8 protein-coding genes and 3 pseudogenes are annotated in these 14,436 nt (G+C 68.6%); 4 read left to right on the top strand and 7 right to left on the bottom strand.

The window, feature by feature from the left end; genetic code table 11:
* The 4 genes and pseudogenes from ACIPSA_RS47305 to ACIPSA_RS47290 all read right to left on the bottom strand — a co-directional run bounded on the left by ACIPSA_RS47305 (position 1) and on the right by ACIPSA_RS47290 (position 4,433).
* Positions 1 to 993 carry a LuxR C-terminal-related transcriptional regulator gene (locus ACIPSA_RS47305; protein ID WP_402647453.1) on the bottom strand — a complete coding sequence of 331 codons (993 nt, stop codon included), beginning with the start codon at positions 991 to 993 and terminating at the stop codon, positions 1 to 3.
* 351 nt (positions 994 to 1,344) lie between these two features.
* Positions 1,345 to 1,733 (bottom strand): annotated as a pseudogene (locus tag ACIPSA_RS47300) (hypothetical protein); the annotation flags it as partial.
* Between the two features lie 135 nt (positions 1,734 to 1,868).
* Positions 1,869 to 3,146: pseudogene (locus tag ACIPSA_RS47295) on the bottom strand (transposase); the annotation flags it as partial.
* Between the two features lie 714 nt (positions 3,147 to 3,860).
* A complete protein-coding gene (locus tag ACIPSA_RS47290; RefSeq protein WP_402647573.1) occupies positions 3,861 to 4,433 on the bottom strand; it encodes a DUF4158 domain-containing protein in 573 nt (190 codons plus the stop codon).
* A gap of 812 nt (positions 4,434 to 5,245) precedes the next feature.
* Here ACIPSA_RS47290 and ACIPSA_RS47285 point away from each other — a divergent pair.
* Both ACIPSA_RS47285 and ACIPSA_RS47280 read left to right on the top strand, forming a co-directional pair.
* Positions 5,246 to 5,818: an adenylate kinase gene (locus tag ACIPSA_RS47285; protein ID WP_402647450.1), complete on the top strand. Its 573-nt coding sequence runs from the start codon at positions 5,246 to 5,248 to the stop codon at positions 5,816 to 5,818.
* A gap of 94 nt (positions 5,819 to 5,912) precedes the next feature.
* Positions 5,913 to 6,518 carry a helix-turn-helix domain-containing protein gene (locus ACIPSA_RS47280; RefSeq protein WP_402647447.1) on the top strand — a complete coding sequence of 202 codons (606 nt, stop codon included), beginning with the start codon at positions 5,913 to 5,915 and terminating at the stop codon, positions 6,516 to 6,518.
* A gap of 280 nt (positions 6,519 to 6,798) precedes the next feature.
* On the opposite strand, the gene ACIPSA_RS47275 is transcribed toward ACIPSA_RS47280, so the two are convergent.
* On the bottom strand, positions 6,799 to 7,989 hold the full coding sequence (locus tag ACIPSA_RS47275; RefSeq protein ID WP_402647445.1) for an IS1380 family transposase: 1,191 nt from the start codon (positions 7,987 to 7,989) through the stop codon (positions 6,799 to 6,801).
* Between the two features lie 642 nt (positions 7,990 to 8,631).
* Here ACIPSA_RS47275 and ACIPSA_RS47270 point away from each other — a divergent pair.
* Both ACIPSA_RS47270 and ACIPSA_RS47265 read left to right on the top strand, forming a co-directional pair.
* Positions 8,632 to 8,739 (top strand): annotated as a pseudogene (locus ACIPSA_RS47270) (helix-turn-helix domain-containing protein); the annotation flags it as partial.
* A 34-nt stretch (positions 8,740 to 8,773) separates the two neighbouring features.
* Entirely contained in the window at positions 8,774 to 10,912 is a 2,139-nt protein-coding gene (locus ACIPSA_RS47265) for a serine/threonine-protein kinase (RefSeq protein WP_402647442.1), read from the top strand.
* Positions 10,913 to 11,358: 446 nt separating this feature from the next.
* Here ACIPSA_RS47265 and ACIPSA_RS47260 read toward each other — a convergent pair whose 3' ends face one another.
* Positions 11,359 to 12,210, bottom strand: a complete 852-nt coding sequence (locus ACIPSA_RS47260; RefSeq protein WP_402647439.1) for a hypothetical protein — start codon at positions 12,208 to 12,210, stop codon at positions 11,359 to 11,361.
* Between the two features lie 304 nt (positions 12,211 to 12,514).
* Positions 12,515 to 13,105, bottom strand: coding sequence for a hypothetical protein (locus tag ACIPSA_RS47255; RefSeq protein ID WP_402647436.1), 591 nt, complete (start codon positions 13,103 to 13,105; stop codon positions 12,515 to 12,517).
* Positions 13,106 to 14,436: the final 1,331 nt, after the last annotated feature.

Here is a 14,436-nt window from a genome sequence, read left to right as displayed (position 1 = left end):
TCAGCGCGACATCGGGATCCAGCCGTCCTGGACGGCACGGCTGCCGGCTTCGAACCTGCTGCGGGCGTTCAGCTGGGTCATCAGCCCGGCCACGATCCGCCGGGCGGTGCGCGGCGAGACACCGAGGCGGTGAGCGATGGCCTCGTCGGTCAGCCCCTGGCTGAGCAGCCGCAGGGTCTCGGCCTCCTGTGCGGTCAGCCCTCGGGCGTCGCGCTTCCCGAGTTCGGTCAGGGAACTCGCGCTGTTCCAGATGCTCTCGAAAAGAGCGTTGAGCGCGGCCACCGTGCCCTGCCCCCGGAGCACCACCGCACCCTCGGTGGCGTCGTTCGTGTGGGTCGGGAGCACGGCCACCCGCTGGTCGATGAGGATCATGCGGATCGGCAGCGCGGGGGCAGTGCGGACCAGGGCGCCACGTTCGCCGAGCCACTGGATGTGCGCCAGCGTCTCCGGACTGTTGCGCACGCTGTCCAGGTACACGGTGCGGATCTTCACGCCCCGGTCCAGGAGATCGGCGTTGGGGCCCCGGCTGGCCTCCAGGTCGGCCGCCGAGTGGGCACCGCCCGGTGCGAGCGTCATGACCTCGCCGGTGGCTTTGGAGCCCAGCTCGGCGAGCTTGAGGCGGATTTCGGCTATCCCGCGGATCTCTTCCCCGATGGAGTTGCTGGTCTCGGCACCGCTGTCCAAGCACTCTGCGATCAGCTGGGCCGCTGCGGCTCGGGAGGCTTCGATGCGCTCCTGCTGGGCCGCCAGCTCCGCCTGCTGCCGGGCCAGCAGCAGCTCCATGCCGATGGACGCGTTCACCGCGCGGAAGCCCGAGGGGTTGGGTGCGGCGTTGACCAGGGCCAGTTCACTGAGCCGGTCCAGGGCTTTCCGTACGTCCCGCAGGGAGACACCCAGCCGGTCCGCCAGCTCGGGCAGGGAGTCCTGCGGATGTCGAATCATCGCCCGATAAGCCAGCTCCGACGCCGTGTCCAGCCCAAGTGTCTGCAACATGTCCTACCCCCCGTGCACCTCAAGGCACTCCCGAGTCCTGGAGGGGATCTTAACGGGCCGATCGGCCATATCCAGACGCAGGATGCACGCGGGGCGAGGTAAATCGTCGCGATTTCGACTATCCATATCGATGGGTCATGTATCTAATCCACGTAGAAATCAATCCGCCAGATTCTGAACTCCCGGATAATATATTGGAGTGTGTCCACCGATATGCGGATCCGGCGGACGGGTTGCAGCACGTGACAGCTCACCCGGTCACGCCGAAGGGCCCGGTCCTCAGCCTTTTCATCGTCGCCGAAACGCTCGGTACGGCGGAAGCGTCCGCAAGTCGTATCTGCGGTCGGGCACTCAGCAGCTGTCCTCAGCTCGCGGGCCTTTCCCAAGCGCGCTGCGAGGCGGTTCTGGTTTCCGGATTTCACGATCGCCTGATGGGAACCGATGATCTCGAGTCCACCTCTTACTGGGGTTGAACTCGTGATGTCTGTGCCGTAGGCCGCGTCGGATGCGCTGGATGAGGCGTTCGGGCGTGGTGAAGGCGACGCCGGAGAGTCGGCCGCGTCAGCCGTCCTGCGCTTTGGCGAATTCCCGCAGCTCGGCGACTTTGTCGACGTTGAGGTTGTCCCGGACGAGCGTGACCTCGGTCCGCCGAGCTGCTGGTGGGCTGACATCAGCAGGCCCCAGTAGTCGCGCCAGGAGAAGCTCTTGCGTCCGTTGCGTCGGCCGTCGCTGTTCTTCGGTCCAGGGCCACACCCCCCTTGCCCCATCCGGCGACGGAGCCGTCGCGCTCCGCAGCGCCGGCACCTAGGGCTAGAAGGCTCATGAAGATCTTGTTGAGGGGTTGTCCGGCCCGTGGGCCGGACAACCCCCTCGGCTTATGCGGTGGCCGGGTTGATCGTCCAGGTGTTGCCTGTGCGGGTGAGTCCGAGGTTGATCAGTCGGCGGAGGTTGAGGGCGGCGGCTCGGGTGTGGAGCCAGGTGTCGTTGTTGATGGTGCCGCGGTAGCGCAGGCGGCGGTTGCCGTGGTGGACGAGCCAGGCGACGGCGCGTTCGACCGGTGGTCTCCAGCGCCGGTAGTCCGCTTGCCAGTCGGGGTCGGTGGTGGCCTGGCGGCGGGCAGCCGCGTGCAGGTCGTGGCGGGGGCGGATGGTCAGGATGCGGCCGGCCTTGGCTTTGGTGCACCGCTCGCGCAGGGGACATCCGGTGCACAGGTTCTTGAAGGCTGCCTTGCGCTGGTGGTACTGCCCGCCGGGGTCCGACAGTGCAACGGTGTGTCCTTGGGGGCAGGTGACCGTGGCGGCGGCGGTGTCGATGGCGAAGTCGTCCAGGGTGAAGCCGCCGGGGACAGCCGCCCGTAGCGGGGCGGGTTTGAAAAACAGCCGGTGGCCTGCTGCTTCGAGGACCTGGCGGGCCTCGCCGGTGGAGTAGGCGGTATCGCCGAAAGCGTCCACCGGCCCGTCTTCCCCGGCGAGCAGGTCCACGCCGACGGTGGCCTCGTGGTGCTCGGGCCCGACGCCGGGAGTGAGGGCCACAGCGGTGTATAACGCGGTCTCCGGCTCGATGGCCAGGTGGGCTTTGTATCCGTCCTGCTGGTGGGTGCGGGTCTTGTGGATGTGCCGGGATTCGGCATCGACGGTGGAGACTGTCCGGTCGTAGGCGGTGCCGCGGGTGATGCGCCAGCGTCCGTCACGGCCGTCGGAGTCCTCGGCCGGTTCCACGTCCTGTCCGGCGACCAGGGCCGGCAGGCCCACCGCGTTCGCGGCTTTCTCACCGAGCTGCTGGTCCGGCAGATGCCCCAGCAGCCTGAGCGCGTCACCGACCAGGGCGTCAACGAGATCGGCACGGGCCTGCTCGTCGTTCCAGGCGATGCGGGGTTCGCCGGGGTCGCTGTAGTCATGCGCGGTGCACTTAACGGCTGCCACCTGGTCGGCGCCGGGGACCTCGCGGATGACCGCGCGGACGGCGGCGATGAGCTGTGTGACGGTGTCCTGAGTGGCGACCGCGTCGTCCAAAACGGTGGAGTCCAGCGCTCGCCGGTGCTTGCCCTTGAGCACACCGGTGGCCTTCACGACCTCCCGCACCGCCTCGAACACCCGGTTCGGCCGGGCAGAACGGGAAAGACGGCCGCAGCGCGACCAGGACGCACAGCTCGTACGGGATGCGCTCGACCCTGCCCTTGTCGTCGACGACCGCCTCGCGCCAGTCCCTGCGTACGACGCCGTCCATCGACACCTCGTCGGCGCCGTCGTAGAAGCGGGTCTTGCCGTCGACGTCGGCGTACTTGGCCAGCAGCTTCAGCGCGTCCATCACCGGCCGGTAGGCGGTGTTGTTGCATCTGAAGCCCAGCGTGTTCAGCAGCGGCGGCAGCATCTGCCGGTAGTACGAGCTGTACGACGACCGCAGCGTGGTGCGCACCTTGGCCTTGAAGACCTTCTCATTCGCCTTCGCCTCGGCGACCAGGTCGCGCAGCGTCTTCTCGCCGACGACCGGGTACAGAGCCGTGCGCACGATCTCGTCCGGCTTGCCGATCGCCGCGTCGGCGAGCTTGAAGAGGATGCCCTCCTTGCCGCGGACCTTCTTCAGCTCCGCCGTCAGCTGCCTCTCCACCCGACGCTCGGCCCGGGCGTTGATCTTCTGAACCAGGGCGACCAGCAGATCCACCAGGGCATCGGTGATCTCCGCCTGCCGGGAGGAGCACAGAGCCGCGAGCAGCGTGATCCGCACGTCCTCGGCGGTGGCCCGGAAGTCCGAGGGGTACATCTTGATCGCCCGCGCCCGCCAGGCGGCCAGCAGCTTCTCCGAGCAGTCCGCGAACAGCCCCTCGGGCAGACCGATTCTGCGGACGTCGTTCAGCTTGGTGATCTCCGTCAGTAGCGAGTCCAGCCCGACCGCGCCCGGGTCACGCTTGAGCGCGGCCAGCAGGGCGGTGCCGCCCTCGTTGTCCTCCGCGACCAACGCCAGCAGCCGGACCGTGCCCGCGCTACCCAGGCGCTCGATGGTCCGGGTGCAGAACACCTTCTCCCACCGGCCCCGCGCGGCGACCAGGACCTTCTCGATCCGGGTCCGGCCCGGCGGCTCGATCTTCCTCGCCCGGCACTCGACCACAGGGCCTCCCGCTGCCGGTCCTCCAACAACTCGACCGGGCACACCTCCGCGGCCAGCCACGCCGTCAGCTCCTCCTCGTCCGGGAGGGTGGCCGGACGGAACCCCAAAGCCTCGCGGATCTGCTTCCGGTGCCGCTTCGCGCCCGCCAGGTCATACTTCGCCAGCTCGGCCGCCGACACCTTCACCAGCTCGGCGACGTACTCCACGGCGGGCTGCGGGAACTCCTCGATGAACTCCGGGAACCGGGCCTCGATCTCGAAGAATTTGAGCATCAGGCAGAAACCGAGCCGGGTCGGGCCGGACTTGTTCGCCACCAAGTCCCAGTCGCTCTCCACCAGCGTCCAACACGCCACCACGTCTTCCGGCGACCACTCCTGTCGCACACCCGCCCCTTTGTCGTCGGCCCTCCGGGTATTCACCCGATCGGCTCAACGAGGTGCACGGGCGCCGGGAAACGGCAGAAGTGAAGAACCGGAAGCTGCCGGCGGGTTACTTGCTCCCTGGTGTCTGAGCTAGGTCTCCGGGGCCATGTATGGGGTCCCAGCGGCGCGGCGAATCATTGCAGTGGGAGCGTGCTCTCCGCGCGAGCGGAGGTGGCCCCGTGCCCTCCCAGTCGCGTCGATTGAACGCGCTGTTGTCCCCGCCGCTGCGGGGTGGTCCGTCCGTCAAGGACGTGCAGCAAGACCTTCCCCCCGGGGAAGTGCTCCCCGCCGCTACGGGGATGAAGCGCCGTCTGCTCCCTGCTGCGCAGGGACGAAACCACTGCGCCTCCCGCGGCCGCGCCGTCTCCGCCGTCCGCAGCTTCTACGCCTACTGCGAGGACGACCTCGGCCGCCGCCCGCTGGAACCTCCCCCCGCCGTGCGCTCGCCGGGCCCATCCCGCCGGCCGCCCGCGAGGACCGGCCGGGCGGAGACGCCGCGGAGGGCCTGGCGGCCCTCCCGGCTTTTTCTGCCCTTTGGGCGCGGGCCCGCCCCTGCGGGCTGAGAAGCCGCCTTCGGCCGCCGGTCCGCGGACTCCGAACGGCTCTCGATGGCGAGTCTGAATGCTGTAAGGTTTTAAATGGCAAAATCGGGGTGTGCGGTTATGCCACCGCCCGCCCGAAGCCCGATGGAGCCCGGACGCCGTCCCCGTGAAGGCAAGGAATCCATGCGGAAAATCGCACTCTTCGGACCACCCGCCACAGGAAAATCCACCCTGGCCAGGTGGCTCTCGACAGAGCTCGGCCACCCGCACACAGACCTCGACGACATCCTCTTCACCCCTGACGGCCCGCTGCCGCTGCCCGAGTTCCGCCAACAGGCAGCGGAGATCACACGGCAAGACGCGTGGATCGTCGAAGGAAACTTCTCCAAGCTGGCCGAAGTGGTCTGGCACCGCGCCGACGCACTCGTGTGGCTCGACTTCCCGCTGTCTCTGATCATCTACCGCATCGTGCGCCGTAGCCTCTACCAGCTCACCGGACGCGAGGACAGCCCACAAGCAAGGCGGCTGACCTGGAGCAAAGCATTCTTCAGCCGCCGGTCACTGCTGCGCACCGCCATCCGCAAGTACCGGAACAACCGGCCCCGCTACGCCCAACAGGTATCCGAGACAGCCGCCCTGGGCGTCGAGGTGATCAGGCTCCGCAGCCCACACGAAGTCCGCCACTGGAAGACAGAACTGATGAAAGGGCCGGCGGAGAGCCACCCGAGGGCGGCCCGGCACACCACCGGCCCTTAACCAACATCCGCGCCGGCGAGACGCCAGCGTAAGGAAGTACCACCAGCCTACAAGGCCCCGTCCGTGACCCCACAGCCGCTCAAGGAACACCACTGTGATCCCCCGCAACCGGCCAGTGATCAATGAGGCCGACATCGCCCAGCACGCCGGCGTCCCCGCGTCCACATGGCGGCGACGCGATGCCCCCGCCTTCCGCCAGCGCGTCGCAAGCCTCTTCCCTCACAGCCGCATCCTGATCTACGACCTCGAACAAGCCCGCGCCTACCTCGAGGGCAAACCCCTTCCCGAGCTGCCCGCCGGAGAACACCCCGACGACCTCCTCAACGACGAAGAGACGGCCGTCCTACTCGGCGTCACGGCCAGCACCGTCCGCGCCTACGCGACCCAGGGCTATCTCCCAGCAGGCAAGACCCTCTACAGCGTCCGCGTCTGGCCCCGCCATGCCATTGACGAACGCCGGAAAAACCCGCCTGGACAAGGAAAGGGAGGCGGCCGCCCACCAGGCACAGGAAAAGGCCCGCACAAGGCACACGCCTACGAGGGCGACCCCCGCCTGCACACCGCGACCGCAGCCCTCCGCACCGCCGGTGACACCCCCCGCCACCACATCGCAGCATCCCTCGCCCAACAACACGGCGGGTCCACACGCACCTGGGAACGCCTCCTCACCCAGGCCAGCCAGACCTCCCCGCCCAGCTGATCCGTATGGGGAAGAGGCGGCGCACCACAGGGTGTGCCGCCCCTTCCCAAGCTCTCAGCCGAGCCGCCGGGCGCGGGAGGTTGTCGTGGAAGACGAATTGACAGTCCGTGGCCGACTTAGCCTTGATCCACCGACGTGGCCTGGAATGGATCTTCTGATCGGTTTTTGAGCGGGTTTCGGTTCGGTGTCTGTGTCTGGGCAGGTAATATCTACTGGTCTGCCCAGCTTTTCCACAGTTCGGTTCCGGTCGGGCCTTGGCGGGCGGGGTGGGTAGGGGCTGTCAGCCGGGGTGGGCGCGGAGGGTGGCGGTGGTGGCCTTGGCGTGGAAGGCGGAGGTCAGTGCGCCGGTGGCCCGCAGCAGGTTGTAGGCCATGGCCCACAGGGTCAGCCAGGCGGCGTTGGCGTGGAAGTGTCCCGACGGCAGATGGGCCAGGGCGGAGGCTTTGCTGTCGGCGATGACCTGTTCGACGACGGCGTGGTGGCGGTGTTCCCGTTCGGCCTGGAGGGTCTGGGCGGGAGTATCGGTGAAGAACGGGTGGTAGCGCCAGAGGGGGAACAGTTCCCCCTGCTCTCCCACGACAGCGGGTTTGGCCAGGTCGCGGACCCGGCGCACGATCAGCCGGGCGGTGACCCGCTCCGCCTTCTTGCGGCTGGCGAACGCGGTGTAGGCGGGTATCTCGGCGACTTCGGCGTCCGAGATGAGTTCCCCCGTCTCGGGGTCGGGCACCGCGGTCGGGTAGGTGATCTGCTGCCATGCCTGGTCGGGGATGGCGAGGATGGCCCGCTTGACGGAGGGGTTCATGCCGGTGGTGATCGAGAAGTGGGCGCCGGCCCGGCGGCAGGCGGCGATCACCCCGGCGTTGTAGAACTGGGAGTCCGCCCGCAGGATGCGGGTGCCAGTGCACCCGGCCTCCGCGGCGGTAGCCAGGGCCTCGCTGACGAACTTCGGGGCGCCGCGGGAGTCGGCTGCCTTGCCGCGGCGCATCCGCACCCCGGCGATCACCGGCCGGGACCGCGGAGTGCAGATCGTGGCCAGCAGCGGGTGGAGGGTGCGGATGCCTTTGAACCGGCCGTACTCGGCGCCCTGCTTGGTGCGGCCGTAGACGCGTTTGTGGGTGGAGTCGACATCGATGAACGCCACCTGGTCGGCCCCGGGCAGCAGTGGGGTGTGCGCGGCGAGCGTACCCAGGAACCTCCTGTGCACGGCGTGGAGTTGAAGGGCATGGCCGTGGGTGAACGCGCGCAGGAAAGTGCCGAGCGTGGAGGGCGCACGGATACCTGCGAACATGGCCGGCATCGCACCGTGGCGCAGGACATCGAGGTCGTCGATGCTGTCCGCACCCGCGACCATCCCGGCCACGATGCTGGTGACCTTCGCGTCCGCCGCCGCACCCGCGCCGTTCCTCACCCCGGTCAACTTGACCTTCTGCGTCACCAGTCGCGGCAGAGCACACCGCTCGGCCAGCCGCAATCACCGGGACCAGCCCGGCATACGCGATCAGATTCGGGTCATCGAACGCAGCGGAGACCGCCGCTGGCGTATGGGAAACTTGCATCTAGGAAGTGCCTTGCTGATTGTGCGTGCTGGAAGCGTGAAGAACTCCCATCATCGCAGGTCACAAGGCACTTCTTCATTTTCCTAAGCGTCATCCACAGCATCGGTCGGTGGATCGAGGCTTAGTCCGTCGCTCTGGGCGGGACGCGTGGCACGTCTGCGGGGGAAAGATCGAGGCGAGACCGGTGCCATCGGGCGGGATGCCGCCCGCGGCCGACGCTGTCCCGGGCGACATCGACGCCGACCTCCACGACCAGCTCCGGCCGCACGAGGGTGACGTGGATGGACTCGCGGGCACCCCATCCGGTGGAGAACGTCCAGCCGGTCGGGGTGCCATTAACGAATGTGTCACCGCCCCCAAAGCGGGTTTGACGGAGTGGCTGCCCTGACGAGCGACGCTCGGGCATGATGCGTGGCTGTGGGTCGGCAGCCGGTGGGGATGGACAAGCTGGTCGAGCACTGGACGGTGCTAGATGGGGAACTTGGGGCTCCTGGCGGGCAAGCGGGGCGGGACGCGGCTGGGGTTCGCGTTGCTGCTGAAGTACTAACCGCAGCGGCGAGCACACCATCGCCGACCTCGCCGAGCTGTTCTCCGTGAGCCGGGCGACGGTGTACCAGGTGCTGGACCGCGCCCACAGCCCTGCTCCCGTCTCCGATACAAGCTGAGCGCGCCGCGGCGCGGCTCTTAAAGGGGGTTGCCATGCTGCAGGTGGGGGGGACTGCGGACCCGCAGCAGATCGGGCCGTTCGTGCTGCTGGGCCAGCTAGGGTCGGGCGGCATGGGCCGGGTCTTCCTGGGCCGCTCGCCCGGCGGGCGGCTGGTGGCCATCAAGGTCGTCTCCAGCGACCTGGCCCATGATCCCCGCTTCCGGCGGCGCTTCGCCCAGGAGATCACGGCGATGCGAAGGGTCGGCGGCTTCTGGACCGCCGCCGTGGTCGACGCCGACCCCCAGGCCCCTGTCCCGTGGCTGGCCACCGAGTACGTGCCCGGCCCCTCCCTCACCCAGGCCATCCGCGAGCACGGGCCGTTGCCCGCGAACAGCACTCGCATGCTCGCCCGCGGGCTGGCCGAGGCATTGGCCGCCATCCATGCTGCCGGACTCACCCACCGCGACCTCAAACCCTCCAACGTGCTGCTCGCCACCGATGGTCCGCGTGTTATCGACTTCGGCATCGCCCGCGCCCTGGAAGACACCGCTCTCACCGGTACCGGGCAACTCATCGGCACGCCCGGCTTCGTCTCCCCCGAACAGGCCAGGTGCGCCCCGGTCGGACCGCCCAGCGACATCTTTTGCCTCGGACTTGTCCTGGCCTACGCCACCACCGGCACCAACCCCTTCGGCACGGGAGGCAGCCCGGAACTGCTCTACCGCGTCGTCCACGAAGACCCCGACCTCACCGGCGTTCCCGCAGCCCTGTTCCCCCTGATCTGGCACTGCCTGGCCCGCCCCCCTGCGGCCCGCCCCACTCCCGCACAGCTCCTCGCCCAGCTGGGCCGCCCAACCACGGCGGAGGCCGCCGACTGGCTCCCCGCGTCAGTGACCCGACTCATCCGCAGCCACGCCGAAAGCATCCAAGAGGCCACCACCGCTGACCCACCCGGCCGCCCGGCACCGCCCGCCGCGTCAACACCGGCCGCCGGACCAACAGCACCAGCGACACCCCGCCTGTCCCGGCGGCATCTGCTGATCGGAATCGCCGGGACCGCCGCCCTTGCCACGGCCGGCATCACCGGATGGCAGCTCCTCAACGACGGAAACTCTCCGTCCGGCAAGCAGCGCACGCCCCCCACCGCCGCTCCTCGCCCGGGCCGCGCGCGCTGGACGTCCCCCCTCGGGGAAGACGCGGTCTCACTGGCGGTGGCCAAGGGGACGGTCTACGCGGGCGGCAGCATCGACGACGGTCAGAGGGGCAGTGTGTTCGCCCTGGACGCGGCCAGCGGCAAACAGCGATGGAAGACACCCGCCGAAGGGCGCGTGGACCCGCTGGCGGTGGCCGGCGGCACGGTCTACTTCGGCCCCAACCTCGCCGGTAGCGGGTTGTTCGCCCTGGATGCCTCCAGCGGCAAGCAGCGCTGGAAGGCCAACGGCGATCGGCCTGGCTGGAGCGTGGACTGCCTGGCGGTGGCCGACAGCACGGTCTACCTCGGCAACAGCGACTACTTCGGCGGCAACAGCGATGCTGTGATCGCACTGGACGCGGCCAGCGGAAACCAGCGCTGGACATTCCCCACCGGCGGCAACGTGTCAGGAGGACTGGCGGTGGCCAACGGCAACGTCTACGCCGCCCTCGGCCGCAGAGGCGGGGTTGCGGTGGACGCGGCCGACGGCACGCCGCGCTGGAAGTTCCCTGCCAGCGGCTGGATCCTCTGGTCGCTGGCGGTGGCCGACGGAACCGTCTGCTTCGCCAGCACCCCCAGCGAGGGTGACACAGCCGCCGGAACGCTGTTCGCGGTGGACGCGGCCAGCGGCAAACAGCGCTGGAAGCTGCCCGTTGACCAGAACGGTGTGTTGGCGGCGACCGGCCGCACCGTCTACGCCGCCACTGCCAGCTCAGCCACCAGCGGTGGGGTGGTCGCGGTGGACACGGCCAGCGGAAGCCAGCGCTGGGCATTCCCCACCGGCAAGCCTGTCAACGCGCTCTCGGTGGTCCGCGGCACGGTCTACGCCGGCAGCGGCCCCAGCGAGGGCGCCGGCAGCGGAGCGGTGTTCGCGGTGGACGCGGCCAGCGGAAACCAGCGCTGGAAACTCCCCACGGACCGCGGGATAAAGGCACTCGCGGTGGCCGACGGCATGGTCTACGCCGCGACCGGCGACGCCGTGGTCGCCATCTGGGCCTGAGGACAAACGCACAGTGTTCGGCCGGGCCTCGCCCAGCACCACAGCGGACACCTAGGGTGCCCCTTCGTAGGGGTGCGAAACCGACGTGCTCGCATAACCGCCTGAACAACCCCCGGATATCCGTGAGTCACGTCGTCTTCGGGTCACCTGCCTCACGTGCCTGACGCTTCCTCGGGACCCGAGACAACCGCCGCGGCGATGCGCTCCATGTCGGCCCGGCCCAGCGGCGAGTTCACGAATCCCGAGCTTCGATAACTTTGCAGGTCAACGCCCTGATGGGGTGTCAGCATGCTTCCCCCGCCGAGAAGTCGACGTCAGGCACCGCAGTGTCACCGCAGGTCAAGCGTGATTACAGAGAGCTACTTGTCACTTCGTGGCAGCTTCGGGAGTACAGGGCCATGTCGGCGTCGGCGAACAGTTCCATCACGGGCGCGGCGGTAGCGGCGTCAGCGGCGGGGGAGGAGTGCGTACGGCCGCAGGGGGGCGCCGAAGACCTGCAGGACGAGGGTGCGGTGTGCGGAGTGCAGGGTGCGCACGGCGGCCCGGGTCAGTCCCGGCTTGGGCGGTTCGATGCCGTTGCGGGCCCGGCCGGGCTTGGTCGGGATCCAGAGGTAGCCGGGGTCGCTGCCTTCCAGCTCCTTGGTGATGCCGGCGCGGACGTCGAGCCAGCGGCGAAGGATCTCCACGGTGTGCTTGTCGAGCGGGTGTGCTGCCTCGCCGATCTCGACGACGGGGAAGGGGCGGCTTTCCAGGGCGACGTGCGTGACGTCCAGCTTCTGCAGCTCGGGCACAGTGCGGCCAGTGGCGGCAACGAGGGCGGCCACAGCGGCGGTGCGGATGGCGGTGGCCGCGTTCGTGCCGGTGGGCCGTTTCACGGCGAGAGTGCGCAGCAGGTTCCAGGCCTGCTCGGGCTCCAGGCGCTCGCCGTGCCCGGATGGCGGGTATGCCCGGCGCAGGCCGGAGAGGCCGAGGGAGTCGGTGAAGGCGTTGTAGGTCTGGATGCGGGCGCGCTGGGAGTCGTGCGCGGCGACGGCGTCGGGGCCGAGGAGGGTGTTGCGGCGGCGGGTCTCGCCTGAGTCCGCGGCGTTGAGCCATGAGTCCGCGTGCTCGGGCTGGACGAGTTCTTCGGCGGTGAGGGAGGCGTTCTTCTCCTCGTCGAGGACGTGCTCCAGGAATTCGGTGAGCAGGGTGCCGCGCAGCCGTACGGTCTCGAAGGCGTACCCGGACTGACGTTGCGCATCCATGAAGGTGGCGATGGCGGTGAGGGCGTCGGTGTTGCGCGGGATCGCCTTGGACATGCCCGACAGCGTACGCAATCCGGTCGGATGGTTCTGGATAACAGCAAGAAGCGGGGCAGGCCCTCCTCCCCCGCCAGCTACAGGTCTCGTTTCGGTCCGTGTCGGACCAAGACGGTCCGCGCAGGCCCGGCACGGTCCTTGTGCGACCCCTGGGCGGCCCGAGGGCGGGCTGCGCCCCGCGGGGCCTCCCCTGCTTCTTGCTGTTATCCAAGGGTGCCGGCTTAGCGGCGCCCCCGGGGATCCGTTCGGCGGGCCGTCTCCCCGGGGGCGCTTCACCCCTACAGACGGGGACCCCCGGCGAGCGTTACACCGCGACGCCAGGGTCCCGTTCGCCCTGCAGCTTGCCGCGGGCCTGCTGGAACTGTTCGACAGTGACGGTGCCAGAGTCCGGCAGGCCTGCGTCCGCCCATGCGGCCTGGGCCCGGGGGACGGCTCCGCCGGCGTCGTCAAGCAGGATCTTCTTCGCCAGGTTCACGGCAATGGCGCCGTCGCCGAGGTCCATGAGGTGGGCCAGCATACGCACGCTCTTGGTGGCGGAGGCCTTGTCGTTGTGCCGGAACACCAGTACCCACCGGCCCGTCAGGGCGCGGGCACGCTCGATGAGGACGCGGCCACGGTCGGTCTCCTGCTGTTCGGTGCGGATCTGCTCGGTGTCTCCGGCAGGGTTGCGAAGGGTGAGCAGACCGCGGCGGCTGGAGTCCTCGATCTCGACCTTCTCCAGAAAGGCGACAAACCGCGAGGCGCTCTCCACACGGGCGATGTCCTGTGCGGCCTGCTGGGCGATCATGTGCAGGTCAATGGTCAGGGCGTGCACGCGGCGGCCCCAGTCCGGTTCTTCACCGGGCGGGCAGGGCCCGGCGGCCTGAGCAGCGGCGATCACGAGGCTGTAGTCCACGCACCCATCATGGCGGCCATCACCGACACGCTGTTGTCCGGACCAGACGTTCCCAGACTCGGGTTGGAGGTCGAAGTTGACCGATTCCGCCCATGTACCCGATCGCCCTTTCGTATGTTTTTCATCGCTCAAGTCATGCCTTCCTGATCGATGGCCGACAACGGAGACAGCCAATGATTGGGGGCCGAGATGCCGAAGAAGACACTGCCTGATGCTGGTCGACCAGGCGCGCACGCAGAGCATCCGTACTTTGAGCTCAGGGTAGGAAGTTTCCGGGTGACGATGCAGCGGCCTCTGCGGCCACCAGTCCTGCTTCTCACTTCACTGTCGGTGCTCGGAGGGGCCGTCGGCGGCGGTACGTGGCTCGGCCGTTGAAGTACGTGGCAATCCGCCACCTACACCAGGAGGCCGCCGCCGCGGCGGATGATCGGCTCGGGCTCGTACAGTCAGGTTCGCAGGAAGGGGTGCTCCCCGGGTCGAGACGACGACCCTGACGGGCCGTCCCGGAGCGGCTGGTCTGCGGTGACGTCAGGTCAGACCAGCGTCGGCGTTGTAGTCCCGGCCGTCGTTGATCTGCATGTAGTTGAGCATGAAGCAGGAGTGGCGAGCCCAGCCTTCCTGGTCGGCGATGGCCATGCTGTCGCGGCCAGCGTGGCGGCCGACGGAAGCCAGGCCGATGCCTCCGGTGACATGACCTCAGCGGTGCCGACGAACACCGACGTCGACGGGGCGGCCCACTGTTGGCAAAACCTAGCGAGGCAGTGCCGAACCGGGGTTATTGCTGTGACTTGCAGTGACCAATAACGCCTGCGGCAGGACCCCCTACCCCTTCATCACCTCAGCCGAAACCAGCCCACCACGATGGCGGGGCAGCCAACTGACCAGGCACGCGTATGCACCTGTGCCCCAGACGTAGGCCAGCCACGCTTCCTGTTGCTGCCCGCCCAGCCACTAGCCGCCTGAAGATGGCTGATTGACGTGCCCGACACACCCGAGGACCGCCGCTTGCGGCGGCCCGCAGGGTCAACCCTCATGGCGCCGCACGTGTGCCCCTTCCTTCATGCAATAAGAACGCGTAGCCCCCGCAGGCCTCTGACCTGCGGAAACGCGCGATCTGATCCGACTCTGGGATCGGGTAACCCGATCCTGGGATCGGCATTGCCGACTCTGGGATCGGGTTGATCCGACTCCAGAGTCGGATCAACCCGACTCTGGGATCGGGTTGATCCGACTCTGGAGTCGGATCGCTTAGCTAGATGCACATGTGCTCGCAGCCCATCGATCCGATTCCGCAGCCGGATCGCTTAGCAATGTGGTAATGCTCTTCCTGG

It is taken from the genome of Streptomyces sp. NPDC086549 (genome assembly GCF_044746205.1).
Lineage (GTDB): Bacteria > Actinomycetota > Actinomycetes > Streptomycetales > Streptomycetaceae > Streptomyces.
This window is presented reverse-complemented; position numbering and strand designations above follow the sequence as displayed.

Coding starts and splice junctions, on each gene's coding strand:
- ACIPSA_RS47305 (WP_402647453.1), bottom strand. CDS start 993: ATGTTGCAGACACTTGGGCTGGACACGGCGTCGGAGCTGGCTTATCGG.
- ACIPSA_RS47285 (WP_402647450.1), top strand. CDS start 5,246: ATGCGGAAAATCGCACTCTTCGGACCACCCGCCACAGGAAAATCCACC.
- ACIPSA_RS47265 (WP_402647442.1), top strand. CDS start 8,774: ATGCTGCAGGTGGGGGGGACTGCGGACCCGCAGCAGATCGGGCCGTTC.
- ACIPSA_RS47260 (WP_402647439.1), bottom strand. CDS start 12,210: ATGTCCAAGGCGATCCCGCGCAACACCGACGCCCTCACCGCCATCGCC.